19 protein-coding genes are annotated in these 26099 nt (G+C 51.6%); 14 read left to right on the forward strand and 5 right to left on the reverse strand.

Annotated elements, in window-relative coordinates:
• Positions 1–181: 181 nt before the first annotated feature.
• The 6 genes from ptsP (at position 182) to J1782_RS04350 (ending at position 6821) form a co-directional block, all read left to right on the forward strand.
• On the forward strand, positions 182–2698 hold the full coding sequence (ptsP, locus tag J1782_RS04325) for a phosphoenolpyruvate--protein phosphotransferase (protein WP_217152494.1): 2517 nt from the start codon (positions 182–184) through the stop codon (positions 2696–2698).
• 42 nt (positions 2699–2740) lie between these two features.
• On the forward strand, positions 2741–3793 hold the full coding sequence (locus J1782_RS04330; RefSeq protein ID WP_152324631.1) for a PTS fructose transporter subunit IIC: 1053 nt from the start codon (positions 2741–2743) through the stop codon (positions 3791–3793).
• Positions 3794–3811: 18 nt separating this feature from the next.
• Positions 3812–5062 carry a class II D-tagatose-bisphosphate aldolase non-catalytic subunit gene (locus tag J1782_RS04335; RefSeq protein ID WP_217152495.1) on the forward strand — a complete coding sequence of 417 codons (1251 nt, stop codon included), beginning with the start codon at positions 3812–3814 and terminating at the stop codon, positions 5060–5062.
• A 32-nt stretch (positions 5063–5094) separates the two neighbouring features.
• Positions 5095–5412, forward strand: a complete 318-nt coding sequence (locus J1782_RS04340) for a PTS fructose-like transporter subunit IIB (RefSeq protein ID WP_217152496.1) — start codon at positions 5095–5097, stop codon at positions 5410–5412.
• Positions 5413–5581: 169 nt separating this feature from the next.
• Positions 5582–6445, forward strand: a complete 864-nt coding sequence (locus tag J1782_RS04345; RefSeq protein WP_165058562.1) for an AraC family transcriptional regulator — start codon at positions 5582–5584, stop codon at positions 6443–6445.
• A gap of 13 nt (positions 6446–6458) precedes the next feature.
• Complete coding sequence (locus J1782_RS04350; protein WP_152324627.1) at positions 6459–6821, forward strand: PTS fructose transporter subunit IIB; 363 nt, start codon at positions 6459–6461, stop codon at positions 6819–6821.
• Positions 6822–6939: 118 nt separating this feature from the next.
• On the opposite strand, the gene J1782_RS04355 is transcribed toward J1782_RS04350, so the two are convergent.
• Positions 6940–7497 (reverse strand): hypothetical protein, encoded by a 558-nt coding sequence (locus J1782_RS04355; RefSeq protein WP_217152497.1) that lies wholly within the window; start codon positions 7495–7497, stop codon positions 6940–6942.
• A gap of 197 nt (positions 7498–7694) precedes the next feature.
• Between J1782_RS04355 and J1782_RS04360 the strand changes: the two genes are divergently transcribed.
• Entirely contained in the window at positions 7695–7928 is a 234-nt protein-coding gene (locus J1782_RS04360; RefSeq protein WP_152324625.1) for a DUF333 domain-containing protein, read from the forward strand.
• A gap of 290 nt (positions 7929–8218) precedes the next feature.
• Here the strand turns inward: J1782_RS04360 and J1782_RS04365 are convergent, their stop codons facing one another.
• Positions 8219–9817, reverse strand: coding sequence for a PAS domain-containing methyl-accepting chemotaxis protein (locus J1782_RS04365; protein ID WP_217152498.1), 1599 nt, complete (start codon positions 9815–9817; stop codon positions 8219–8221).
• A gap of 572 nt (positions 9818–10389) precedes the next feature.
• Here J1782_RS04365 and J1782_RS04370 point away from each other — a divergent pair.
• Complete coding sequence (locus tag J1782_RS04370; RefSeq protein ID WP_165058556.1) at positions 10390–11556, forward strand: M20 aminoacylase family protein; 1167 nt, start codon at positions 10390–10392, stop codon at positions 11554–11556.
• 86 nt (positions 11557–11642) lie between these two features.
• On the opposite strand, the gene choX is transcribed toward J1782_RS04370, so the two are convergent.
• Complete coding sequence (gene choX / locus J1782_RS04375; protein ID WP_254302916.1) at positions 11643–12584, reverse strand: choline ABC transporter substrate-binding protein; 942 nt, start codon at positions 12582–12584, stop codon at positions 11643–11645.
• Position 12585: 1 nt separating this feature from the next.
• Positions 12586–14127, reverse strand: a complete 1542-nt coding sequence (betC, locus tag J1782_RS04380; RefSeq protein ID WP_217152499.1) for a choline-sulfatase — start codon at positions 14125–14127, stop codon at positions 12586–12588.
• A 105-nt stretch (positions 14128–14232) separates the two neighbouring features.
• Here betC and J1782_RS04385 point away from each other — a divergent pair, with 105 nt between their 5' ends.
• From J1782_RS04385 to J1782_RS04395, 3 genes are all read left to right on the forward strand, one after another.
• Positions 14233–15165, forward strand: coding sequence for a LysR substrate-binding domain-containing protein (locus J1782_RS04385; RefSeq protein ID WP_217152500.1), 933 nt, complete (start codon positions 14233–14235; stop codon positions 15163–15165).
• A 123-nt stretch (positions 15166–15288) separates the two neighbouring features.
• Positions 15289–16128 carry an ATP-binding cassette domain-containing protein gene (locus tag J1782_RS04390; protein WP_152324619.1) on the forward strand — a complete coding sequence of 280 codons (840 nt, stop codon included), beginning with the start codon at positions 15289–15291 and terminating at the stop codon, positions 16126–16128.
• Positions 16129–16149: 21 nt separating this feature from the next.
• Entirely contained in the window at positions 16150–16986 is an 837-nt protein-coding gene (locus J1782_RS04395; protein ID WP_165058550.1) for a proline/glycine betaine ABC transporter permease, read from the forward strand.
• 51 nt (positions 16987–17037) lie between these two features.
• Here J1782_RS04395 and J1782_RS04400 read toward each other — a convergent pair whose 3' ends face one another.
• Positions 17038–18825 carry a methyl-accepting chemotaxis protein gene (locus tag J1782_RS04400; protein WP_217152501.1) on the reverse strand — a complete coding sequence of 596 codons (1788 nt, stop codon included), beginning with the start codon at positions 18823–18825 and terminating at the stop codon, positions 17038–17040.
• 243 nt (positions 18826–19068) lie between these two features.
• Here J1782_RS04400 and J1782_RS04405 point away from each other — a divergent pair, with 243 nt between their 5' ends.
• From J1782_RS04405 to J1782_RS04415, 3 genes are read left to right on the forward strand one after another with little or no spacing between them, the layout of a single operon-like run.
• Positions 19069–21417 (forward strand): class I SAM-dependent DNA methyltransferase, encoded by a 2349-nt coding sequence (locus J1782_RS04405; protein ID WP_217152502.1) that lies wholly within the window; start codon positions 19069–19071, stop codon positions 21415–21417.
• Positions 21414–22766: a restriction endonuclease subunit S gene (locus J1782_RS04410; RefSeq protein ID WP_217152503.1), complete on the forward strand. Its 1353-nt coding sequence runs from the start codon at positions 21414–21416 to the stop codon at positions 22764–22766. Before J1782_RS04405 ends, J1782_RS04410 begins: the two co-directional genes overlap by 4 nt.
• On the forward strand, positions 22763–26011 hold the full coding sequence (locus tag J1782_RS04415; RefSeq protein WP_217152504.1) for a type I restriction endonuclease subunit R: 3249 nt from the start codon (positions 22763–22765) through the stop codon (positions 26009–26011). The genes J1782_RS04410 and J1782_RS04415 overlap by 4 nt, the downstream gene beginning before the upstream one ends.
• Positions 26012–26099 lie beyond the last annotated feature (88 nt).

Below are 26099 nucleotides of genomic sequence, written 5' to 3' on the forward strand. Positions count from 1 at the left end.
GTATTAAGCGTGTAATTCTAAAAGATTAAATTGGGATGACAATCACACTTTTACAACGATGAAATTCAGCTACAGCAAAGGATACAAAATTACTATATTCAGGCTTGCATTCTCCCACGAGGATAGAGTCATGGATGGCAAATAATAAAATGTCGTCAAATATTCTCAACGCGGAGTAGATATGGCTGAGCAATTAATTTATCGCTGTAAATTGAACGAGGGGATCCATGCCCGTCCTGCCGGACATATTGAGCGCTTGTGCAATACCTTTCGCGCGGAGGTTTTCTGGAAAAACTCCCGTACCGGGATAACCGCCAATGCAAAAAGTGCGCTGGCGCTTGTGGGTACAGATACGCTATTGAACGATCTCTGTGAGATTGCTTTTTGTGGTGAAGATGAGTTTGATGCCAGCCTGCAACTTTCTGACTTAATGGAAAAATTATTGTTTCTGGAAGAGGCGGTGCAGGAAGATTCCCCGATAACTGCGTCACCGGTGCCACGTACTCTGCGTGAATTGCATCCGGCTTGTTTTCACGGTACCCGGATCTGTGGTGGGGTTGCGATTGCGCGTCCGTTGATTTGTCAGAGCATAAGTTTTGCTCAACTTGAAAATCAGGCTCCTAAAGAATTCCTCGGGGAAAAAGAAGAAATATTACGTTTCCGCGCCGGGATCAATATGCTGAAAAAAGAAAAAATCCTGCGTCTGGAAAATATTTCAGGCGTGGAGCGCGATATTGTTGAGGCTCATTTGTCTGTGATTAACGATATTACGTTTTCAACACAGGTTGAAGATAATATCCATCAGCATCTGAATGCTTATTCTGCCGTAGTTTCTGCCGCAAGTGTGTTCAGTGAAATTCTCAGTCGTTCCGCCAGTAAATATATCCGCGAGCGCGTGCTGGATGTTATGGATATTACCCAGCAGATCCTGATGAAAATTCACGCTGAACTGGTTTTGCCACACTCAGATCTCCGTCTTACAGAACCCACTCTTCTTATTGCCGACCGGCTGACACCGGGAAAGTTTTTAGCGCTCGATAAATCATTTCTGGCGGGATTGGTGCTCTCTCATACCGGCAAAACATCACATACCGCAATTCTGGCCCGTTCTTTGGGGATCCCGACTATCACTGACCTTGATGATGCGCTTCTGGCGGGTGACACACGGCAGGTCATGGTGCTTGATGGCAACCTCGGCTTGCTTATTCCCGCACCGGATGCGGCCGTTCTCCGGTATTACGAAAGCGAACTTGCGGTGTCTGCGGTAAAGCAGCAACAAATGCTGGCAAAGGTGTCTGAGCCTGCACTGACCGCTGATGGCCATCGTCTGGAAGTGCTGGCCAATATTGGCAGCAGCGCTGAAGTGGAAAACATTTTTCGCTTTGGCGCTGAAGGGATCGGGTTATACCGGACTGAAATGGCTTTCATGGATCGCCCGCAGCCTCCTTCGGAAGAAGAGCTGTTCTGGCATTACAGCAAAGTGCTGCAAAGGGCAAATGGAAAGCCTGTGATATTTCGTACGATTGACATCGGAGGGGATAAACCGGTTGAGTATCTGAATATTCCAGAAGAAGAAAATCCTTTTCTCGGTTATCGGGCGATCCGTATTTATCCAGAGTTTATCGGTCTGTACAGGACGCAGTTGGCGGCTATTTTGCGCGCCTCGGCAGAGGGGAATGCAAAAATAATGATCCCGATGATTGCTTCTGTTGAGGAAGTCATCTGGTGCCGCAGCGTGCTGGAAGAGGTCAAAGCAGAACTGAAATTGCGCGCTCTGCCTTTTAACGATGCCATCAAAATGGGCGTCATGCTCGAAGTGCCTTCCGTGTTGTTTGCCATTACCGAAATTGCCCGACATGCCGATTTTTTCAGTGTTGGCAGTAATGATCTTACCCAATATCTTTTTGCCGCCGATCGTGGAAATACGCGGGTTGAGAAGGTTTATGACCATTATTCTCCGGCTTTCCTTCGTGCCCTTAAATTTGCTGTGGATGGCGTACACCGGGAAGGACGGTGGATAGGCATTTGCGGTGAGCTGGCGGCGGATCCCCTTTTATTGCCCGTGCTGGCCGGGCTCGGATTCGACGAATTAAGTATGAGCGCTTCGGCGATCCCCGCGATTAAAAATGATATTTCAGGGCTGAGCCTGGTGAAATGTCGGTCGCTGGTGGCGAAAGTTTTGGCCGCCGGGAATTCCTCTGAAGTGAAATCTCTTCTCATCAGCCCGGATGTGGCTGTAGATATTCCCCGCGTAATTCTGACACATGACTGTATTTTGCATAACGTTGCGGCCGGCAGCCGTAATGAAGTGATTAAAACATTAACGGACAACCTCTGGTTACAGGGCAGAACGGCGAATCGTGAAAAACTGGCTGAAGATATCTGGAAGCGTGAGGATTCATTCCCTACGGCTGTGGGATTTGGTTTTGCAATACCGCATACGAAGTCAGATTTTATTTCTCACTCAACCATCAGTATTGCCAAATTACAGGAGTCCGTTCAGTGGGCAGAACAGTCCGTGAATATTGTCATTATGCTGACTATTCGCAAAGACAGCACCGACAATGACCATATGAAATATTTCTCCCGGCTCGCCCGAAAAATAATGAATGAGGATTTCCGAAATGAAATAAGCCGCAGTGAAACGGCCAGTGAAATTTATAAGGCAGTCTCTCAGGCAATAGACGTTGAATTCTAATTATTAAAATAATCATTACCTCTCACCCTACATGAGGTCTCTATGCTCAGTTTATTGAAAAATACCAAGCGTCATTTTATGACCGGCGTTTCATACATGATCCCCTTCGTGGTTGCCGGAGGGGTGTTGCTGGCATTGTCGGTGATGTTGAACGGGAAGGCCGCCGTACCTGATCAGGGTTTTCTTAAAGCCATGTCGGTTATTGGCATCGCAGGCCTGAGCCTGTTTATCCCTATTCTGGCTGGATTTATCGCCTACTCAATGGTGGAAAAACCGGGTATCGCGCCGGGAGCTATCGGCGGTTATCTGGCGAACCAGATGGGCGCAGGATTTCTCGGTGGCATGCTGGCGGGGATAATCGCCGGGCTGGTGGTCTGGATGTTGCTGCAAATAATTGCCCGCCTGAAAGTGCCTGATTTCCTGCGTATGGTTCTGCCGATTTTCGTGATCCCTCTGGTCGGTACCTTTATTACCGGCATCGCGATTTATTACGTGGTCGGGGATCCGGTGGCCTGGATCATGAAATCATTGAGCATCTGGCTGGCAGGAATGCAAGGTGCATCCTTTGTGGTTCTGGGGATTATTCTTGGATGCATGATCACCTTCGACATGGGCGGGCCGGTCAATAAAACCGCCTTCTTCTTTGCCGTAGCGCTCATCACCACCAATCCACAACTCATGGCCGCTGTCGCGGTTCCGGTCTGCACGCCTCCGCTTGGCCTTGCGCTGGCGACATTCTTCTTTAAAGGCATTTTTAATGATGAAGAGCGAGAAGCGGGCAAGCCTGCTTTCGTCATGGGGCTTATCGGCATCAGTGAAGGCGCCATTCCCTTCGCCGCCGCTGACCCGATGCGCGTCATTCCGGCCAATATGTTCGGCGGAGCCGTCGGATCCATCATCTCATTGTGGTTTGGGGCAACCAATGCCGCGCCCTGGGGCGGGTTAATCGTTCTGCCAATTATCGGCAATCCAGTGGGCTATGTTATCGCCGTGATTTGTGGGTCAGTCGCAACAGCAATCGCCGTCAAAGTTCTGAAAACCTTAATGAAACCGAAGTTTAAAACAGAGAAAGAACTCGATATTTCTTTCGATTGATTAATAACTGGAGAAACTATGAAAAACACACTCAAGCAGTATGTTGACTACATCGTTAAAGGCGAAAAATCCTCAATGCTCGGGATTGGGCCGATGTCACCTGCACTGATTCAGGCCTGTTTCGAACTGGGTAAAGAGAAAGATTTACCCCTGATGTTTATTGCCAGCCGCAACCAGGTGGATGCCGATGAGTTCGGTGCCGGGTACGTGAATAACTGGGATCAGTTCCGTTTTGCCGCCGATCTGAAAGCGGTCGCGGAGAAAGTGGGCTTCGACGGCGATTACTTCCTGTGCCGCGACCATGGAGGCCCTTGGCAGCGTGATAAAGAACGTAAAGATCATATTCCCGAAAGTGAAGCCATGGTACTGGCGCGCCGTTCTTACGAAGTGGATATGGATGCCGGTTTCGATCTGCTACACATTGACCCGACGAAAGATCCGTATGTCGTTGGCAAAGCCATTGATATCGAAATTGTTCTGCAACGCACAGTGGAACTCATTCAGTTCTGTGAAGATTATCGTCAGAAAAAAGGGCTTAAGCAGTTTTATTATGAAGTAGGAACCGAAGAGACCAATGGTGGGCTGACATCCATTGAAGCGTTTGAAGAGTTTATTATCGAACTCAATACGCGTCTTGATGTGGCCGGTTTGCCACGCCCGCTATTTATCGTGGGCCAGACGGGCACCCTGACACGCCTGACGCGTAACGTCGGTCATTTTAATGATGTTCAGGCCAACCAGTTGTCGGACATCAGTAACCGCTACGGTGTCGGCTTGAAAGAGCATAACGGTGATTATTTGCCGGATGATATTCTGCTCAAACATCCGGGGTTGGGTATTACGGCCATGAACGTAGCTCCGGCTTATGGCACCTGGGAAACCCGCGCGTATCTGACACTGCATGAAGTGGAGAAAGATCTCGCGTCCAAATCTCTGATCCCGGCTGCGTCGAATTTCAAAACGGTGCTGACCCGAGCCTGTGTGCTGAGCCACAAATGGGAAAAATGGATCACTGATGAACATAAAAATAAATCTGAGGAGCAGATATTCAATGAGCCGGATTTATTAAAAGAAATTCTCGAACTTAGTGGGCATTATAATTACGAGAAAAATGATGTTGTCGCCGAAATGAAAAAAATGTTTTCTAATCTTTCACGTTGCGGTATAGAGCCACAGCGTTATGTGGTGAATAAAATTAAAGATGTTATCCAGAATGAAGCCGAATGCTTTAATATGCCAGGGCTGACAAGTCGCGTATCTAAGGCGTAATTTACACGTTGTATCCTTTCAGGACTTAAAATATGACTCTGTTAATTGCTGTAACGGCATGCCCTACAGGGGTTGCGCACACTTATATGGCAGCGGAAGCATTATTGACTGCTGCGCAGAAAAAGGGGTGGTCAATTAAAGTAGAAACCCAGGGAGCCAGTGGAGTGGAGAATGAATTAAATTCTTCTGATATTGAAAATGCAGATATGGTGATATTGACTAATGATGTCAGCATTAAAAATGAAGACCGGTTTACGCATAAAAAAATAGTCCGCGTAGGTTCTAATACTGCCGTGCGGCACGCGGATAAAATCATGGTAAAAATCGCTGAGAATCTCGGTATTGTTTGAGCGCTCAGGCGCGTTTCCCACCGTAAAGCAGAGCGTTATCTGGCCTGATGCCTCCGGACGCTGAACTTCTGTGAGTCGTGTCGTAAAGCTTGAGTAAAACACAATAACGTTATGTTAATGATTATGTAATAGTGAGGAGTTACCCGGCAGATGCAGGATTTGAGACGCCATGAGCGCATTTATTCAATCGATACTCAGTGAATTCAGCAGCATTTACGCGAATGCCAGTTCGGTATTCGTCGCGAACGGCCGTGCTGAACCGCCGGGAATGGCATATCGCCTGCATTTGCCTCGCCTCGAACTTACGGTGAAAGGGGTAATGAACATGTTGGTGGCCAAAGGCTCTGACAAAATTATTAAATTTGAACAGCCAGTGGGGACCATGACGTATATTCCGGCCAATGGCTGGAATCTTCCTGACTGGTCAACTCCGGTGATTTCATTGTCACTGGTATTCTCACGGCAGGATATTGGTTTTAGCATCATTAATTGGGATGGACATCAGTTCAAAGAGGTCGAGAAATTTGCCTTACAAAATGCCAGTGTGAATATTCGCGAACCTATTCTTCAGCTCATCGAAGAACTTGCCTGGGAGCAGGATTCCACGACGGAAACCTTTTCTCATCTGGTGCTGGCGCTGGTCAATAATATTTATGACCAGCTTAATCATTCGCCTTCTGCAACGCCCAATTCTTCACTGATAGAAGATATTAAACGGTATATCGACAATAATTATGACAGTGGCGTTAATCGGGATTCTGTCGCCGCATTCTTTAATATCTCTCCCAGCTATCTTTCACGGCTCTTTGCAAAATCCTCAGACTGTAAATTTAGTGCATATCTTACGCAGACACGTATCGCTAAATCCAGGCTGTTACTGACGAATACCACGCTGAAGATACGGGAAATTTCTGTGAAAAGCGGGTTCACGGACAACAATTATTTCTGTAAGGTTTTTAAAGAAATCAACGAGTGCACGCCTCTTGAATACAGAAAAATCAACCGCAATCACTCATTCACGAATAAACCTTAAATAAGGAGGCGATATGTCGTTAAAAACAGGAACCTCAAAAATTAATATCCTCGCGATCACCGCCTGCACTACCGGCGTCGCGCATACCTACATGGCCGCAGAAAAGCTCGAAAAGCTTGCCAGGGAGTATGATTTTGGCGTCAAGATTGAAACACAGGGAGTATTGGGGATTAAAAATAAACTGTCTGAAAAGGACATTGAAACCACCGATCTTGTCATTATCGCCGCCGATATTGTCATTGATAACCCTGACCGGTTTACCGGCTGCCGGGTGATCAACGTCAGGATCAGTTCACTGCTCATGAACCCTAACCAAGTGTTGATCACAATTAAAAAAATACTGCATTACCCGAAAGGCAAAACCATTGATATCTGATCTGGGATGCGGTTCTTCCATGATGCCGCACCCTGAAACGGGAAGCTCACTTCCCACATTCGTCCGCTGTCTTATTTCCCCGGCAACAATCTGCCGCTCATCAGCAACAACAGCGTTTTCACGATAAGCCCGGCCAGCAGAAGATTGGCGAGCGAAAATAAAATCCACGACAATATCTGCATATCGATGACTTGCCGGCTGTGCCGAAGGCCATGGCGCAGATAAAGTTGGCGGCAACCGTTGGCAGATAAAAACCGGGGGTGGTGGCTTCTGAAGCAAATTCGCCGCGCCAGAGCGGGGCGCAGCGCCAGGCGGAAAATATCAGTTGCCCGGTGGCACCGGCGGTCATCAGCGTGTTCGCCAGCAGCAGGTTGTACGGATGCAAGCCTGTTGAAACCAGCACGCCGCCCGCGGGCAGTAGGCTGATGAAGCTGAACTGGTTATTATTGAGAAACTCTTCGCGCACGGCTTTCGGTTCGGTCAGGCAGCGAACGACGTAAATCAGCGTCAGCGTCAGCCAGATGAAACTTCCGGCAAAGATGAGCATTTCACCCAGCCAGGCGGGCCCCAGTCCCAGCGTGGCGGCATAGCGCCAGGCGCTGCCCAGCCCGAAAACCCCCAGAACCATCCCGAAAAAACTGACGGGAACCCGATGAACAAACTGCGAAAATGACATAGCGATTAACCGAAAGTGAAATGACCGGCAAAGTTTATACGCAAAAAAAGCCCTCAGCGATAAGCCCGGTCAATGTTCCGCTGTAAATCAAAACGCAGGCCAAACGAGGCGCATTTTTAGGAAACCATGAGTAGATAACCGAAAGCGTTGGGGAATAGAATCGCCGCGTTGTCTTACTCTTTCCACGAAGGTTCAGAATGAAAAAACTCTTATTCATCATCATGGTAACAGCGCTGTCGGGCTGTGTGAATCATCATCACGAACCGCAAAGACGTCAGACCGGAATGGCGAATCCGGCGGCGGTTTATTGCCATGAAAGAGGCGGCAGATCGGTGAATATTGAAACGCAGCAGGGCGTCAGGACAGATTGTGTATTTCCTGATGGCAGACACATCGACGAATGGGAGCTGTACCGCCACGACCACCGCTAGGGCAGGATTTCAGCTCCGCGAAAGGCTCTCCCCTGAAGAGGAAAGCCTTTTTTATGGATGCGTTGTAAGCGTTCACTAACTGATAGGGAAACATCCTTCCGGCCAGTGCGTTAGCGGTGCCCGGAGGGATATCACCCATGCGGATATACCGCGCCGGAAAGAGAAGAGACAGCGTCTCCGCGACTGCGCCCATTTCATCCGTCATTTTCAAAATGAATACGGCTGTACTCCTGGTTTCTGACGCGGGCAGAACGAACAGATGAGTGCCCGCGCGAGTTTCTGAATATTTCTTAACTGACGGTGGTTTTTTCGAAACCAGTCAGCAGCGCAGATCGGCTCTCCATTTTTGTCATCTGACCGCCATACACGTCGATGGCGCTTTTCAGCCGCATCGCCTGATAGTTCAGCGTTTCAGCCGATTCAGAAGATTGTGCCACCATCCCGGCATTGTCTTGTGTCATGGTTTCAATCTGCGCCAGCGACGTATTAATCAGTGAAAGCGCCGATGTCTGCTCGCGGGTGGCGTGACTGATTTCTTTAATCAGCCCCGACATCTGCACCACTTCACCGATAATTTCGCTGATCTGTTGACCGGCGCTTTCTACCATCTGACCGCCGGTTTCAACGCTGTGCATATTCGCTTCGATCAGTGCTTTGATTTCTTTGGCAGCGGTAGCAGAACGTTGCGCCAGCACGCGTACTTCCGCGGCGACCACGGCAAATCCGCGGCCTTCGGTTCCGGCGCGGGCGGCTTCCACGGCGGCATTGAGCGCCAGAATGTTGGTCTGGAAGGCAATGCCGTCAATCACGGAAATAATGTCCACGACTTTGCTGCTGGCCTGCGAAATTGACTGCATCATGCCGATCGTGTCCTGCATGATTTCGCCGCCTTTCTTCGCCACGGATGCGGCGCTGTCCGCCAGTTTGCTGGCCTGAATCACGGTGTCGGCGCTTTGCCCGACGGCACCGGCAATCTCTTCTATCGCCGCAGCGGTTTGCTGAAGATTGGCCGCCGTTTCTTCGGTACGTGCGCTGAGCGCCGTGCTGTTTTTTGACATCAGATTGCTGATATTTGAAATCCCGCCGACCTGCGCCCCGACATCTTCCACCAGAGAATGCAGATTCAGGCCAAACTGATTCACTGAACGCATCAGCAAACCAATTTCATCGACGCGGTTAAAATGCACGGAATCGGCTTTTTTCCCGGAGACTACCTGCTGCGCCTGACCCAGAATCGTTTTTATCGGATTGCGGATTTGTGTTTGCAAAAAGAGATCGGCGAGCAGTAACAGGACCATAGTTGAAATAGCTACCCATGTCTGACTGGTCCCCGTCAGCGGAAATAACAGCGGGAAAATGCCCGCGATAAATAATGGTAAACGTAAACGCCAGCCTACCGGCAGTTTTTGTAATACCGAAACGAGTGAAAATAAACCGGTGCGCACCACCAGACCTTTATAAAACTTCCGGCTTCCGGCATTTTTATCTTTAACTAATTTGTATAATTCTTCTGCGGTTTTAATTTCGTGCTCTGTGGGTTTATTGCGCACGGAAATATATCCCGTCAGTTTATCCTGATGATGTACCGGCGTGACGTTGGCGCGAACCCAATAGTGGTCGCCATTTTTACGGCGGTTCTTCACCAGCCCCGTCCAGCTGTCGCCCTGTTGCAGGGTAAACCACATGTCGGCAAAGGCTTCGACTGGCATGTCGGGGTGGCGGACTAAATTGTGGGGTTTGAAGATCAGTTCGTCTTCGGAGAATCCGCTGACATTGATAAACGCGGAGTTCGCATAAATAATCCGGCTGTTGACATCCGTCGTGGACATTAATGTGGTGTCGGGATCTAAACCATATTCCCGTTGTGTCACTGGCATGTTTACGCGCATGAAGATCCTCTGTGTTATTAAATAATATTTAATAACGTTGTTATATTGTTGATTTGCTGTGTTATGACCTGGTTATAACGTCCAAATGATTGTTAGCACACTCCATGACGAAACTACTATGCAATGATTCATTGTTACTGACCAGAAATATTTAAATTACAAAACCAGGTTGGTGGCGCGAGATAATATTAAAGGTTAATTTTATTGTTGAATTAATATAAATGTAATTTTTATGTGGAATGAAAGTTTTAATGTTGGTAAAGATAAAAAACTGTATTAAGGCAAATTTCATGCAGGAGGGGGTAGTAATATAACTTAGCGATTCTGAATAACGATTGCGCGCAATAAAAGTACGATTTCAGGGGCGTTTTTCATTCAAGCACAACTGAATGATCCGGCAAATACTGGGCAAATTCTGAAAATGCGCAAGGCGGGCAAATCCGCATCCTCTGTCCAGCGATGGGGGCCTTATTTGACGTTTAACCCAATCGTTCTGAATGTGATACTTTAAATTAACAATGTGCCCGCGGGTCAGGCCCGCCGCACTGAATTCAGATCAGCACAGAGGGTTTATGGCGGTCATTTCCGAGCAGATTATTAAACAAGCCAAACAGTTACGCCGTGAACTCCACACCCGGCCAGAGCTGGGTCTGAATGAACATCATACTTCGCGAAAAATCAGTGAACTGCTGCTGTCTTTCGGCCTGGACGTCCACACCGGACTCGCCGGAACAGGTATTGTCGCGACCCTGCGCAACGGCGACGGGCCTTCAATCGGCCTGCGCGCGGATATCGATGCGCTGCCGATTCAGGAACTCAATGATTTCGAACACGTCTCGCAAAATCCCGGCCTGATGCATGCCTGTGGCCACGATGGCCATACGGCGACGTTACTCGGCGCGGCGCGACATCTCAGTGAAAACCGCCATTTTCGTGGCACGGTACATTTCATTTTCCAGCCGGCGGAAGAGAATGCCGGGGGCGGCCAGATGATGGTTAATGAAGGGCTGTTTGAACATTTTCCGATGCAGGAAGTGTACGCGCTGCATAACTGGCCCGGCCTGCCGGTCGGTGAAGTGGCGGTCAGCCAGGGCGCGATGATGGCGTCGCAGGATAATTTTCACATCACGCTCACCGGCAAAGGCTGCCATGCGGCGATGCCGGAACTGGGTGCGGATCCGGTGGTGGCCGGCGCGCAGCTGATTTTGTCGCTGCAAAGTCTGATTTCACGTCGCCTGTCGCCGCTGGAACAAACGGTGATCAGCCTGACGCAATTACAGGCGGGCGAGGCAATCAACGTGATCCCGGAAACGCTGCACATGTCCGGCACGCTGCGCTGCCAGAGCAATGAAACGCGCATGACCTGCTGGCGGTTGATTGAAGAATACGTCAAGTCCGTGCCGCTGCCGTTTGGTGTTACAGGCGAAGTTCGCTGGGAGTTCGGTTATCCGGTCACGAAAAACCATCCGGCGCAGGCCGAAAATGTGCGCGAAGCCGCCGAGCACTCGCCGGGCGTAACAAAAGTGCATTTCAATAATCCGCCCTCGATGGCGGCAGAAGATTTTGCGTATTTGCTTGAGCGGTGTCCCGGGGCTTATTTCTGGCTGGGTGCCGACGGCGCAGAACCTTCCGCGTCGCTGCACAATGCCCGTTTCGATTTTAATGATGATCTCATTCCTCTGGGCATCGGCATCTGGGTAACTCTGGTGGAAAGACAGCTGAAAGATGCAGACGCTTAAACGGCGGACGACGGACTGATAAACGTCCGACACAAAAAAGCCAGGCACATAAGTTGCCTGGCTTTTTTTGTGTTCACTCCGGGCGATCAGATCCCCAGCGCTTTTTTCACCGTGCTTTCTGCCGGTTGACCGTTGCGGGTGGTCACGCCGTTCAGCCAGCCGGTCAGCAGTTCCGGATGTTTCGCCAGTTCGGCGCGGGCGGCGTCTTCCGGGCTTTGCTTGTCATCGAGCACGCGGGTGATGATGGCGTTTTCCAGCGGTACGTTAAATTTCAGCTGCGTGAAGAAACGGTTGAGATTCGGGCACTGTCCGGCAAAACCTTTGCGCGTCACGGTGTTCACCGTCGCACTGCCATAGTTCGCACCAAACCATTTATCGCCACCGCTCAGATACGTCAGCTTAAAGCGCGTGTTCATGGCATGCGGTTCCCAGCCGAGAAACACAATCCATTGCTTGCGATCCACTGCCCGCGTTACCTGCGCCAGCATGCCGCTTTCGCTCGACTCCACCAGATTCCAGTTTTGCAAACCAAAATCATGCTGGTCGATCATCTTCTTAATGTTCTGATTTGCCGGTGCGCCCGGCGCGATGCCGTAGATCTTGTGATCAAACTTATCCGCGTATTTCTCCAGATCGGCGAAATCCTTCACGCCCGCTTTTGCCACGTAATCCGGTACGGCCAGCGTAAATTTGGCCGCCGGTAAATTAGCGCCGATGACGCTGATGTCATCGGTGAATTTCGCGATAACCGGTGCCTGTGCGGGCATCCAGTTACCTAAAAACACATCCAGCTGGCCGGTTTTCAATCCCTGAAATGCCAGCGCGACGGAAAGGTTTTGCACTTTTTGCTGATAACCCAGCGCGTTCAGCACCACGCCGGACACGGCGTTGGTCGCCGCAATATCCGTCCAGCCGGGGTCGGACTGATTAACGGTGGCACATCGGGCGTCGTCAGCGGCGAAACTGCTCTGAGGCAGCAGGCTGGCACTGGCCAGAAGCATCAGCGTGGTGAGTCTTTTTATCATCATCTTATTCCCCGGTCGGGTGTTTATTAGGGCGCGGGTAACGGGCAAAAGCTTCCTGCTCGTCCAGCGTCTGGTGGTTACGGATAAAACGGTGCGAAGCGGCCTGATGCGGCTGGAAATCCCATTGCGGAATAGCATCCCGCCCGGCGATTTCGGTCAGATACAGCCGTTTTAACTGGCTGGCGCGAACCTGTTTATTCAGGGTATTTAAATCCCAGCGGGCGGCGATTTCGGCCGCAAACGCCGCGACGGTATCGCGATGTTCGGCCAGCGCTGCGAGGTTTTTCAGCTCAAACGGATCCTGCTCAAGCTGGTACAAATGTGGCGCTTCAGTCAGCGAATGAATGTATTTCCACGGCCCGCGGCGGATCATCACCATCGGCTCAATCGCGCCTTCCGCCAGATATTCAGCGCAGGCTTCGTCCGGCCCCGGCTGGCCGTTAAGATGTGGCACCAGACTGTGGCCGTCGAGCGGTGCAACCGGGTGCTCAAGGCGTTCCGCGCCGCCCGCCAGTTCGGTGAACGTCGGCAGTAAATCCACCAGAGAGACGTTGCCGGCGACGCGGCGGGGCGCAAAGCGTTTCGGATTATGGACAATCAGCGGGACGCGCACAGCACCTTCGAAGAAGGTCATTTTGTACCACAGCCCGCGTTCACCCAGCATTTCGCCGTGGTCGGCAATCACAAATACCACAGTGTTTTCTGCCTGACCGGTTTCTTCCAGCGTGCGGACCACTTCACCAAAACAGTCATCCACGTAGGCAATTGAGCCGTAATAGGCGTGACGGGCGCGGCGGATTTGTTCGTCGCTGAGCAAACCGTCTTCGAGCTGATACATGGCGCGCAGGCGCTGCGAGTGCGCGTCGTCTTCCACATCGCCCGCGCCGGTTTTCGGCAGATCGATATCTTCCTGCGCAAACCGGTCGAGATAACGGCGCGGAATGGCAAACGGATCATGCGGATGCGTCAGTGAAAGCAGGAGCAGAAACGGCTTATCGTCCGGTTTCCGTGCTGCGTCGTACAACCGCTGGCGCGCCATAAACAGCGCTTCATCATCGAAATCCAGCTGGTTAGTGCGTACACACTCACCGGCTTCCAGCACTGAACTCATGTTGTGGAACCAGTCCAGACGGCGTTCCGGGTTTGCCCAGTCCGGCGTCCAGCCAAAATCTGCCGGATAAATATCGGTGGTCAGGCGCTCGTCAAAACCGTGCAACTGATCCGGGCCGCAAAAATGCATCTTGCCGGAAAGCCAGGTCTGGTAACCCTGTTCGCGCAGATAATGGCAGAAGGTCGGCGAGTCGGCGCGAAATTCAGCGGCGTTGTCGTAGACACCGTTGTTTGACAAAAACTGGCCGGTCATCAGCGCCGCACGGGAAGGGGCGCACAGCGGGCTGTTGCAGTAGGCGGATTCAAAGACCACGCCTTCGTCGGCCAGTTTGTCGATATTGGGCGTCAGGCTGACATTATTTCCGTAGGTGCGTAATGCCCCGGCGGTTAACTGATCGGCCATGAGAATAACGATATTCGGTTTATTTATAAGCATAGTTAGCCTGAAAGAAAAATTAATTAGCAAATCGTGATATTTTTATCGCATGCCTTTTTAATTCTGTGAAGAGGTTATTAAATTATCATGGCATAAGGTGGGTTTATGGCAGGAAAATTAGAATTGCCTCCGTTGCAGGTTTTAGTGGTATTTGAAGCGGCCGCGCGACACGGTAATTTTACCGCGGCGGGAAATGAGCTCGGACTTTCGCAACCGGCGGTCAGTCAGCGTATTCAGATGCTGGAAAATCTGCTCAACGGACCGCTGTTTGAACGGCGTCACCGGGGCGTGCAACTGACCGAATCGGGCAGTGCGCTTTACCAGATTGTCCGCGCCAGCCTGAGCGACATCAGCGAGCAGATGGAACGCACGCGATATCAGCGCAGTACGCTGCGGATTGACACCGACATGGGCTTCGCCACCTACTGGCTGATGCCGCGGATGAACGCGATTCAGGCACTGATCCCGGGTGTGGAAGTGCAGGTGTCGACTTCGCCGAATGACTATAATTTTCGTGATAACAACGCCCATCTGGCGATCTATTTTGGCAACGGTAACTGGCCGGGGACGCATGCGCAAAAGCTGTTTCCCGAGGATGTTATTCCTGTCTGTAATCAGGTGGTTATGGATAAACTTGGCGATAATCCGCTGCCGGAAAAACTGATGCATTTCCCGCTGCTGAAGCTGCCGGAAACCCGTCCGCAGCGCTGGCTGACGTGGGAAGACTGGTTCCGTTCGCAGGGCTTGCCCGCGCAGCACCATGCCGGATCGCGCACCTTTAATGCGTACTCGCTGGTGATCCAGGCCGCGGTCGAAGGACAGGGGATTGCGCTCGGCTGGCGGCCGCTGATTTCGGCGCTGCTGGAAAGCCGTCAGTTGTTCGTTTGCGGGCCGGAAGTGCGCACAGAACGGGGCTATTATCTCATCTCTTCCGGCAGTAAACCGGCGTCCGTACAGCAGGAAAAAGTGACCCGCTGGCTGTTAAATGAAGCATGGAATTTTCATCATCATTCCGCCCCTGTTTCCCGGCAGAAATAGAGTGTATTTCACAAATGGTCATAAGCTAATGCGAAATAACTCTATTTAGAATCCTAAAAGACATCACTTATTTTATTATTTTGAGTTAGCGTGTCAGGATAATTAACAGAGTGCGAAACCATTATGACGCAATCCATCATCGAGTTACGTCGTGTTTTTAAAAGTTATTCTCCCTCTACCGGAAAGAAACTGTTTTCCCGCGAGGAGAATAAACCGCCGGTCAATGCGCTGGACGATATTAGTTTGCAAATAACAGCCGGTGAGATTTTTGTTATTGTCGGGCTTTCCGGCTCGGGGAAATCGACGCTGCTGCGCACGCTCAATTTTCTCATTCAGCCCGGTTCCGGCGATGTCCTGTTTCAGGGGCAGGCGCTGGGCAGCCTGAATGCCCGCGAAATGATTGAACTGCGCCGCAGCCAGATTGGCATGGTTTTTCAGTCGTTTGCGCTGTTTGACGAACGCACCGTGCTCGATAACGTGGCGTTCGGGCTGGAAGTGTCGGGCGTCAGCCGTGACGAACGGCACAAAAGGGCGCACGCGATGCTGGAAAAGGTCGGGCTGGCGCACGTTGCCGCGCAGTATCCGCATCAGCTTTCCGGCGGCATGCAGCAGCGCGTCGGGCTGGCGCGGGCGCTGGTGGTGAACCCTGCGGTGTTGCTGATGGATGAGGCGTTCTCGGCGCTGGATCCGATTATCCGCCGTGATATGCAGTCATTGCTGCTGGTACTTCAGGCAGAACAACAGCGCACGGTGGTTTTCGTTACCCACGATATGGAAGAAGCGCTGCGTCTGGGGACGCGCATTGCGATTATGGAAGAGGGCAAACTGGTGCAGGTCGGAACGCCGGAAAACATCATTAACGCTCCGGCGTCGCCTTACGTCCGACACTTCTTCTCCGGCGTGGATACCTCGCGCTGGCAGCTGGCAGAATCTTTCGCCGATGTCTGGCAGCCGACTCTTTAAGTCTTTTATGCAGAGAACGTTATGGCCTATCCCTTAGATTTTAGCCGTCAGATCGACAGCGCCATTCACGCACTGCTGGTGCATGCCGGTGGTTTTTTTGATGGCCTTTCGGCTGGCATCGACGCCGTTGCCGGCGGCCTCGAAACCCTGACCGGCTGGCTCTCGCCGTGGGGGTTGGTGTTTCTGGCCGTCGCGATTGGCTTCTGGCGTATTGGCAAAGGCTTCGCGCTGTTTGCATTGCTCGCCACGCTTTACATCGTTTACAGCGGCTACAGCGATCACGCGTCCATCACGCTGGCGCTGACGCTTTCCTCGACATTTTTCAGCCTGCTGTTTGGCATTCCGCTGGGGATCTGGAGCGCACGCCGCGCCACCGTCGGCAGTGTCGTGCGCACGCTGATGGACTTCATGCAGACCATGCCCGCATTTGTTTATCTGATCCCCGCGACCATTTTGTTTGGCCTCGGGCGTCCGCCGGGCATTTTTGCCACCATCTTATTTTCCATGCCGCCGGTGGTGCGCCTCACGGATCTGGGGATCCGCCAGGTAAGTCAGGCGCGTATCGAAGCCGGGCTGGCGTTCGGCTGTACGCCGTGGCAGTTGCTGTGGAAAGTGCAACTACCTGCCGCGCAACCGGCAATTATGGCGGGCGTGAACCAGACGATTATGATGGCAATGTCGATGGTGATTATCGCCTCGATGGTCGGAGCCGGTGGTCTGGGGAATGATATTCTCAGCAGTATTCAGCAGCTGGATATCGGACTCGGGTTACAAAGCGGAATTGTGGTGGTGCTGATGGCGATTTTGCTGGACCGGCTGTCGGCCAGTTTTGCCCGTAAACAGGGCGGCAGGGCGTAAAAAAGGCCAGACGTGTGACAGCGTCTGGCCTTCTGATTTCATCAATAAGACTTACACGCGGAAATGCCCGACGGCGAGTGCCAGACCGGTGGCCTGTTCCTGCAAGGCTGACGCCGCGCCGGTAGATTCCTGAACCATCGCCGCATTCTGCTGCACCATGCCATCAAGCTGGGTAATCGCCTTGTTGATTTCATGAATGCTCAGCATCTGTTCTTCGGACGCGTGGGTGATTTCCATCATCACGCTGCTGACGTTCGAGACGTTACTGACGATTTCACTCATGCTGTCGCTGGCCAGCTGCACCTGCGCGGAACCCGACGCCACGCTGCTCACCGTTGATTCAATCAGCACTTTAATCTCTTTTGCTGCCTGCGCGCTGCGCTGTGCCAGACTGCGCACTTCGCTGGCGACCACGGCAAATCCACGCCCCTGTTCCCCTGCACGCGCGGCTTCAACCGCGGCGTTCAGCGCCAGAATGTTGGTCTGGAACGCAATGCCGTCGATGACACCAGTGATATCGCCGATTTTTGACGACGCGCTTTCAATCGTTTCCATCGTCGTAATGACTTTCGTCACCACCTCGTCGCCACGTGTGGCGGCTTCTGAGGCGGATTTCGCCGTCGCGCTGGCCTGTTTAGCGGAACTGGCAGACTGAGAAACCGTAGCGGTGATCTGCTCCAGCGACGCGGCGGTTTGTTGCAGGCTGGCCGCCGCGGATTCGGTACGGCCCGACAAATCGTTATTCCCGGCGGCAATTTCGTCGGCGGCAATTTTAACGGATTCACTGGTGCTGCGGATTTCGGACATCACCTTGCTGAGTTTATCCACGAACGTATTGAACGCATGGGCGATTTGCGTCACCTCGTCGTGGCCGTCGGTCGGTAAGCGCTGGGTCAGATCGTCCTCACCGGAGCTGATGGCGTTAAGCGTATCGCGCACCACCGACAAACGGCGGAACGATCGGGTGATGATCAGGCCAATCACGGCGGCCGAAATCAGCACGATCACAATCAGCGTAATCACCGAAGAGGTCAGCAGCGAACGCATACCCGCCGTTGACTCCCTCTTGTCCTGCAATACAAGCGTGTACCATTCGGTGCCCGCGACCGGCAGAGCCCGAACGCGCTTTGTTGCGCCATTCAGCTGAATATCCACCGGCGTTTTCGCTGCGAATAAATCCTGCAAATTCACGCCTTCCGCCAGCGAGCTGAACGGTTTCAGGGCCAGCTTATCGTCCGGGTGCGCGATGATGACACCGGACTTATCCACCAGCATCCCGAAACTGCCGGGCGTCGGATGGAGGGTATTGACGTTATTCACCACGCTGTCCATCGAGACATCACCGGCGACAATGGCTTTCAGCGTGCCGCCGTCCATCACGGGTACGGCGAATGTGACCACTAACTTACCGGTGCCGGCATCAACATACGGCGGCGTGGCGACCGGATGCCCGGCTTCGGCTGCCTGCCTGTACCACGGGCGGCCGGTCGGATCGTAATCGGACGGCACGCCGGTCGGATCGGAGAATTTCGCGGTTTTATTTGCATAACCGACGTAGACGTTAGTAAACCCGCCCGCGCTGGCAATTTGTTTAAGTACCGGAACCGGATCTTCCGTTAACGCAACTGACTGAAGTGAAACAATCATCCCTGTTTTTGAACTGACCCAATCGCTGATCCCTTGCGTGTGGCTGGAGGTCAGGGCGTTCAGCGTGGTATCAGTCGCCTGACTGTTGTATTTAGCTGCAACGGTGTAACTGAGGAAGGTATTGATCACCAGCGAGCAGGCCACAATGGCGATGCAGGCTGTAATAATGCGCGAACGGATGGTCTTTAACATGGGCGTTTCCCTGGAAGGAATCTTAAGATTTAGATAACGGCAGAAAGGCGAAAAACTTGAGGTGTGTCACAAAAAATAATGGATGGGGAATGAAGGCGTGATAGCTGTAGTCGTAAGGTATTTGTTTTAAAAATATTCCTAACATATTGATTTAGATCGAATTATTGAGTTTCGTGTGATTTTGGCGTCTAATTAAAAACCATTTTTTGTATGCGGTTTTTATTCGATCTCACGGAACACATCATGACTAAAATGGACTTTTCGCAAACAGCCGCCTTTATCTGGTCGGTGGCTGATTTGCTGCGCGGTGATTTTAAGCAATCCCAGTATGGCCGCGTGATTTTGCCGTTTACCTTACTTCGCCGCCTCGAATGTGTGCTGGTAAAAAGCAAAGACGCGGTGGTGGCGCAGGCCGGAAAAATCAAAAGCATGAACCTGCCGCAAGAGGCGCAGGAAAAGCTGATTTTACGCGCCGCAGACGGTTTGTCGTTTTTTAACACCTCGCCGATGAGCCTCAGTAAACTCGGGCAAAACGGCATCCGCGATAATCTTGAAAACTACGTCCAGAGCTTCTCCCAGGACGCCCGCGAAATCTTCGAGCATTTCAAATTCAGCGAGTTTGTCAGCCTGCTTGACGAAGCCAATCTGCTGTTCAAAGTCGTACAGAAGTTTGCCACCACCGATTTAAGCCCCGCTGCCGTATCCAATCATGACATGGGATTTGTGTTTGAAGAGCTGATCCGCCGCTTCGCCGAAGGCTCGAACGACACTGCCGGTGAGCACTTTACACCGCGCGACATCGTGCGCCTGACCACTGCGCTGGTGTTTATGAAGGACGACGAAGGGCTGACGCGCGACGGGATTATCCGCACGATTTATGATCCGACGGCGGGAACCGGCGGCTTTTTGTCGGCGGGCATGGAATACGTTAACGAGCTGAATCCGAACGCCGTGATGCGCGCCTTCGGCCAGGAACTGAACCCCGAATCCTACGCCATCTGCAAAGCCGACATGCTGATCAAAGGGCAGGACGTCAGCCTGATTAAACTCGGCAATACGCTCTCTAACGATCAGCTGCCGGCAGAAAAATTCGATTACATGCTCTCCAACCCGCCGTTCGGCGTGGACTGGAAGAAAATCGAAAGCGACATCAGCGACGAGCATTCTGTGAAAGGCTTTGATGGCCGTTTCGGCGCCGGGCTGCCACGCGTCTCCGACGGCTCGCTGTTATTCCTCCTGCACCTCATCAGCAAAATGCGCGATAACGGCAGCGCGGCGGGCAGCCGCATCGGGATTATCCTCAACGGTTCGCCGCTGTTTACCGGCGGCGCAGGGAGCGGCGAAAGCGAAATCCGCCGCCATATTCTTGAAGCCGATCTGCTCGAGGGCATCATCGCGCTGCCGACCGACATGTTCTACAACACCGGCATTTCCACCTATGTGTGGATCCTTTCGAACCACAAAGACTCGGCGCGCAAAGGCAAAGTTCAGCTGATCGACGGCTCGGACTTGTGCGGCAAAATGCGCAAATCCCTCGGTTCCAAACGCAACCTGATGGGCGCGGACGATATCGCGCTGATCACCCGCACATTCGGCGATTTCAGCGCCACCGGCCCGACGCCGTTACACGAGCTGGGGCTGGAGAAAGCGCCGGAGCAAAAGTCTGGCCGGGGGCGTCAGTCCGCCAGCAGCAAAAAAGACGCACCGAAAACCTTCGCCAGCAAAATCTTCGCGAGTACGGATTTCGGTTACCGCCGCCTGACCATTGAACGCCCGCTGCGCCTGACGTCGCAGATTACCGACGACGCCATTGCCGCGCTGCGTTTCGCGCCAAAGCCGCTGAACGCGCCGATGGAACGGTTGTATCAGGATTTCGCCGCGCCGTGGAATGCGCAGACTTACGGCGATTTCAGCGATGTGGAAACCGGAGCCCGCGCCATTATCAAAGCCGATTTCCCCGAGCTGAAAGAGAAACAGATTAAAGATCTTCTCGCTCCCAACCTGTGGCTGGCGCAACGCACGCTGATGGAGAAAGCCCGTCAGATCCAGAGCGCGTTTGGTGTTACCGAAGGCGGTAAACACAACGCCAGCAATAATTTTAATCAGTTTGAGAGCTCACTGAAAACGGCAATCAGTATCGCTTGCGTAAAGCTGGATACCAGAGAGAAAAAGCAATTCATTGATGCCGTGACTACCAAAAATCCTTCAGCCGAACCGGTGGTGAAGAAAGTCCTGAAAGAGAGTGAACAGCCGTTGTATGGCGCTTTTCGCTACAAAGGCAAAGTCGTCGAATTCGAACCTGACGGTGAGTTACGCGATAACGAAAACGTCCCGCTCAATCCCGCCATCCCCACCAGCCTGCTTGTCGAAAGCTATTTCGAACGTGAGGTAAAACCACACGTCCCCGACGCCTGGATCAACGCCGACAAACGCGATGCCAAAGATAACGAGATCGGCGTCGTCGGTTATGAAATCCCTTTCAACCGCCACTTCTATGTCTATCAGCCGCCACGCGATCTGAAAGAGATCGACGCCGATCTGGACGCCGTCAGCGCCGAAATCATGAAGTTGTTGCAGGAGGTGCATTCATGAGCGGGCGGTATAAGGCATATGGGGAATATAGAGTTGTTAAACTTAATGGGATAGAAAAATTACCCTCTCTTTGGGAGATAAAACAAGTACGCTATTTGCTTAAAGACGGATATGAAGGAATTAAAATAGGCCCATTCGGGAGTGCCCTCAAATTAGATGACATGGTTGAAGAAGGTGTAAGGGTTTACGGACAAGAAAATATCATTAATAAGGATTTCTCTTTAGGTAGCCGGAATATTAGTTTTAATAAATATAAAGATATGGTTTGTTATGGGGTTTCGGTCGGAGATATATTGATAACTCTGATGGGCACTAGTGGTAAATGTGAGATTTTTCCTTATGAAGCAAAAAAAGGAATAATTGACTCTCATTTGCTGCGTATTCGTGTTAATAAGAAAATTATAATTCCAAGGTTTTTTAAATTATTAATTGATGAGTCACCTGAGATAAAGCATCAAATGCTCATTCAAGGCAAGGGCTCAATCATGCACGGATTAAACTCAGGGGTTATTAAGGGTTTGAATTTGCCTCTTCCAACATTTCTTGAGCAAAAATTAATTTTAAATTTCCTCGATCACGAAACCGCCAAAATCGATATCCTGATCGAAAAGCAGCAACAACTGATTGAACTGTTGAAAGAAAAACGTCAGGCAGTGATCAGCCATGCGGTGACCAAAGGGCTGGACCCTGAAGTGCCGATGAAAGATTCGGGGGTTGAGTGGTTGGGGGAAGTGCCGATAGATTGGGATATAATGAGGTTAAAGTTTGTCGTCTCTTTATATTCTGAAAAAATGTTTGTGAGTAATTCAGTGTATGTAGGTTTGGAAAATATTTCGAGTGGAAGCGGAAAATACTCCTTTAAAGAAGATGCTGTTCCTGATGGAATGTCATTACCATTTAGAAAAGGAGATGTTCTTTTTGGGAAGTTAAGGCCTTACCTTGCTAAGTCGTGGTTAGCCACTTTTTCTGGAGTATGTTCCTCTGAGTTTTTAATTCTACGAACAAATAAGCTGCATTCGAAGTTTCTCAACTATTTTTCATTGGCTAAGGAATTTATAGAGCAAGTTAACTCCGCTACTTACGGTTCTAAAATGCCACGAGCTAACTGGGAGTTTATTGGCCTTTTACCCGTTCCCAAGTGCTCATATGAACTGTCTGAATCAATCGCCGCCTTCCTCGATCACGAAACCAGCAAAATCGACACCCTGATCGAACTCCAGCAACAACAAATTAATCTGCTAAAAGAACGACGCACCGCCCTTATCTCCGCCGCTGTCACCGGCAAAATCGACGTGCGCGACTGGCAGGTTCATGTCACGCAAACCGAATCCGACGAGGTGATGGCATGATGTCGGATCCTACCAGAGAGCGGATTTTTCAGGATGAGATAATTGCGCAGTTGTGCGCTAACGGCTGGATCACCGGTAAACCTGACGGCTACGATCGCGTGCGGGCGCTGTACACGCAGGATGTGCTGGCTTTTGTGCAAACCACGCAGCCGAAAGAGTGGGAGAAGCTGGCGCGGGTGTATCCGCAGGAGGCTGAACGGTATTTCCTCGATGCACTGGTCGCGCGGTTGCAAAAAGCCGGTGAGAATGACACCGACAAACATTCGCGCACATTTGGTACGCTCGGCGTGTTGCGGCATCCCCTCAATATCCGTAACGCCAGTTTTAAACTGTGCCAGTTCAAACCGGAACACGGGCTGAACCCTGATACGCTGGCGCGGTATCAGCAAAATATCTGCCGCGTGGTGCCGGAGCTGATTTACAGCCCGTATGCCAGCGCGGAACACTTTGCGGCCACCGGCAGTAAAGCTAAAAACTGGCGTATCGATCTGGTGTTGTTCGTCAACGGCCTGCCGGTTGTGACGCTGGAGCTGAAATCCGAATTCAAACAGTCGGTGCAAAGTGCGATTTCACAGTACAAAACGACGCGCCTGCCAAAAAATCCGCAAACCAAAAAGCCCGAACCGCTGCTGACGTTTAAACGCGGCGCGCTGGTGCATTTTGCCGTCAGTCAGTTTGACGTGTTTATGACCACCCGGCTGGCGGGCGGTGAGACGTTATTTCTGCCGTTCAACAAAGGCACAGCGGAAGGTGCAAAAGGCAATCCAGCGCCAGCGGACACCAATACCTACGCGACCGCGTATCTGTGGAACGAAGTGCTGCTGCCGGATAATTTGCTGACGATCCTGGAATGCTACGTCCATCTGCAAATCGAAGAAAAAGAAGACTGGCAGGGGCTGAAATTCAAAAAAGAGACGCTGATTTTCCCGCGCTATCATCAGTGGGATGTGGTGAGCAAACTGGTGCGCGCCGCGACGCAAGAGGGCTGCGGGCATAAATACCTGATTCAGCACAGCGCCGGTTCCGGGAAATCCAATTCAATTGCCTGGGTGACGCACCAGCTTTCCCGGCTGTATGCCGCCAACGGTGAAAAACAGTTTCACTCGGTGATTGTTGTCACCGACCGCACGGTGCTCGACGATCAGCTTCAGGACACCATCGATCAGTTTGAACATGCCGACGGCGTGGTCGGGCGGATCAGCAACAAAATCGGTGACGGTTCGAAAGCCGACAAACTGGCGGCTGCGCTGGAAAGCTCGCAGCCGATCATTATCGTGACGATCCAGACTTTCCCGTTTGTGCTCAAAGCCATTGAAAACAGCCTGAGCCTGAAACAGCGTCAGTACGCAGTGATTGCCGATGAGGCGCATTCGTCGCAAAGCGGGTCGACCGCGCGGCAGCTGAAAGAAGTGCTGATGCTCGAAGCCACGGACGACGACGCGGAGTTGTCATCCGAAGACATTATGGACGCCACCATGGCCGCGCGTCGCGGCAGTAATCATCTCAATTACTACGCGTTTACCGCCACGCCGAAAGCTAAAACCCTCGAGCTGTTCGGCCAGTTACCCGACCCGAATGCACCGGCGTCAAAAACCAATAAACCGGCGGCTTTCCACGTTTATTCCATGCGTCAGGCGATTGAAGAAGGTTTTATCCTCGATGTGTTGAAGAATTACGTCACCTATTCCGTGGCATACAAACTGGCGCAAAAGCAGGCCAACGCCGATAAAGAGGTCGACAGCAAACGGGCGAAAACCCGCCTCAGCCAGTGGGTGCGCCTGCACGATTACAACATCTCTCAGAAGGTGAAAGTGATCGCTGAACACTACAAAAATCACGTCATGCACCTGCTCGGCGGGCAGGCGAAAGCCATGGTCGTGACCCGTTCGCGCAAGGAAGCGGTGCGCTACAAACTGGCCTTCGATAAATACATCAGTGAAAACCATTGCGGCAAAATCAGTGCGATGGTGGCGTTCTCCGGTGAAGTGGAATTTCGCGAAAGCGATCCGGACAGCGCGGCGTACCTCAACCAAAAATTCACCGAAATGAACATGAATCCCGGCCTGAAAGGGCGCGATATGCGCAAGGCGTTCGACAGCGATGATTATCAGGTGATGCTGGTGGCGAACAAATTCCAGACCGGTTTTGATCAGCCGAAGCTGTGCGCGATGTACGTTGATAAACCGCTCGGCGGCGTCGAATGTGTGCAGACCTTGTCACGGCTGAACCGCACATATCCCGGTAAAGCAGAATCAGGCACGTTTATTCTCGATTTCTACAACCAGCCCGATGATATTTTGCAGGCATTCCAGCCCTATTATCAGACCGCCGAACTGCTCGATATCAGCGACCCGGCACTGGTGTTCGAACTGTTCGAAAAGCTGCGCACCAGCGGAATTTTTAACTGGAGCGAGGTGGAACAGTTTTGCACGGCGTTCTACACGCAGAATAAATCCAGCGCGGCGCTGAGCAACATCTGCAAACCCGCCGTGAACCGCTGGGATCAGCGCTATCTCTCGGCGACGGACGCCTATCTGCTGGCTAAAAAGATGTTTGAGCGCACCCAAAAAACGCAGGATCCGGTGCTGATCGTCAATGCGGAAAATGCGTTTAAAGAGTGCAAACAGGAAAAAGACCGGCTGGAGATTTTCAGAAAGGATCTGGGCAGCTTTGTGCGTTTCTATGAATTCATTTCGCAGATTGTTGATTACGACAATAAAGATCTCGAAAAACTCAGCCTGTTCGCCCGCCATCTGCGCCCGCTGCTCAGGGATTTGAAAGTGCAGGAAGACGACGTCGATTTGAATAACGTCGTCATGAGCCATTACCGGCTGTCGAAGATCCGCGAGCAACATATCAGACTGAAAGCGGGAAACGAGGGTGAGGGTTTACCGCCGGGCAACGATGTCGGAACGGCAAAACCGAAAGACAGGAAAGAGGAGTTTATGTCGCAGGTTTTGGGAAGGCTAAATGAGCTGTTTATCACTGACAACCTGACTGACAAAGATCTGATCAGCAGCTTGCACGCGACGTGCGGCAAAATTTCTGAAAATAAAAAGGTCATGAAGCAGATTGCCAATAACACGCCGGAGCAGGCGATGCTGGGCGATTTCATCAAAGCAGTTGATGAAGCGGTGATGGACAGTAATGCCGCGCAGCAGAACATAATGATGCAATATCTCTCCAACCCTGCCGTCTCGAAAGGCTATGCAAAGATCATTTTCGATATGCTCAAAGCCGGATAACCGGCACCCTTTCATCCGCCTGACGCTGATTATTTGCAGCTCATTTCGTGAAACTCCTCTCAAATCTGATCACAAAACCTGCAGGGGA

This window comes from Rahnella sp. BCC 1045, from assembly GCF_019049615.1.
Classification (GTDB): Bacteria; Pseudomonadota; Gammaproteobacteria; order Enterobacterales; family Enterobacteriaceae; genus Rahnella; species Rahnella contaminans.

Excerpts from the sequence above, each read along its gene's own strand:
- ptsP (WP_217152494.1), top strand. The coding sequence starts at position 182 with ATGGCTGAGCAATTAATTTATCGCTGTAAATTGAACGAGGGGATCCAT.
- J1782_RS04330 (WP_152324631.1), top strand. The coding sequence starts at position 2,741 with ATGCTCAGTTTATTGAAAAATACCAAGCGTCATTTTATGACCGGCGTT.
- J1782_RS04335 (WP_217152495.1), top strand. The coding sequence starts at position 3,812 with ATGAAAAACACACTCAAGCAGTATGTTGACTACATCGTTAAAGGCGAA.
- J1782_RS04340 (WP_217152496.1), top strand. The coding sequence starts at position 5,095 with ATGACTCTGTTAATTGCTGTAACGGCATGCCCTACAGGGGTTGCGCAC.
- J1782_RS04345 (WP_165058562.1), top strand. The coding sequence starts at position 5,582 with ATGAGCGCATTTATTCAATCGATACTCAGTGAATTCAGCAGCATTTAC.
- J1782_RS04350 (WP_152324627.1), top strand. The coding sequence starts at position 6,459 with ATGTCGTTAAAAACAGGAACCTCAAAAATTAATATCCTCGCGATCACC.
- J1782_RS04355 (WP_217152497.1), bottom strand. The coding sequence starts at position 7,497 with ATGTCATTTTCGCAGTTTGTTCATCGGGTTCCCGTCAGTTTTTTCGGG.
- J1782_RS04360 (WP_152324625.1), top strand. The coding sequence starts at position 7,695 with ATGAAAAAACTCTTATTCATCATCATGGTAACAGCGCTGTCGGGCTGT.
- J1782_RS04365 (WP_217152498.1), bottom strand. The coding sequence starts at position 9,817 with ATGCGCGTAAACATGCCAGTGACACAACGGGAATATGGTTTAGATCCC.
- J1782_RS04370 (WP_165058556.1), top strand. The coding sequence starts at position 10,390 with ATGGCGGTCATTTCCGAGCAGATTATTAAACAAGCCAAACAGTTACGC.
- choX (WP_254302916.1), bottom strand. The coding sequence starts at position 12,584 with ATGATGATAAAAAGACTCACCACGCTGATGCTTCTGGCCAGTGCCAGC.
- betC (WP_217152499.1), bottom strand. The coding sequence starts at position 14,127 with ATGCTTATAAATAAACCGAATATCGTTATTCTCATGGCCGATCAGTTA.
- J1782_RS04385 (WP_217152500.1), top strand. The coding sequence starts at position 14,233 with ATGGCAGGAAAATTAGAATTGCCTCCGTTGCAGGTTTTAGTGGTATTT.
- J1782_RS04390 (WP_152324619.1), top strand. The coding sequence starts at position 15,289 with ATGACGCAATCCATCATCGAGTTACGTCGTGTTTTTAAAAGTTATTCT.
- J1782_RS04395 (WP_165058550.1), top strand. The coding sequence starts at position 16,150 with ATGGCCTATCCCTTAGATTTTAGCCGTCAGATCGACAGCGCCATTCAC.
- J1782_RS04400 (WP_217152501.1), bottom strand. The coding sequence starts at position 18,825 with ATGTTAAAGACCATCCGTTCGCGCATTATTACAGCCTGCATCGCCATT.
- J1782_RS04405 (WP_217152502.1), top strand. The coding sequence starts at position 19,069 with ATGACTAAAATGGACTTTTCGCAAACAGCCGCCTTTATCTGGTCGGTG.
- J1782_RS04410 (WP_217152503.1), top strand. The coding sequence starts at position 21,414 with ATGAGCGGGCGGTATAAGGCATATGGGGAATATAGAGTTGTTAAACTT.
- J1782_RS04415 (WP_217152504.1), top strand. The coding sequence starts at position 22,763 with ATGATGTCGGATCCTACCAGAGAGCGGATTTTTCAGGATGAGATAATT.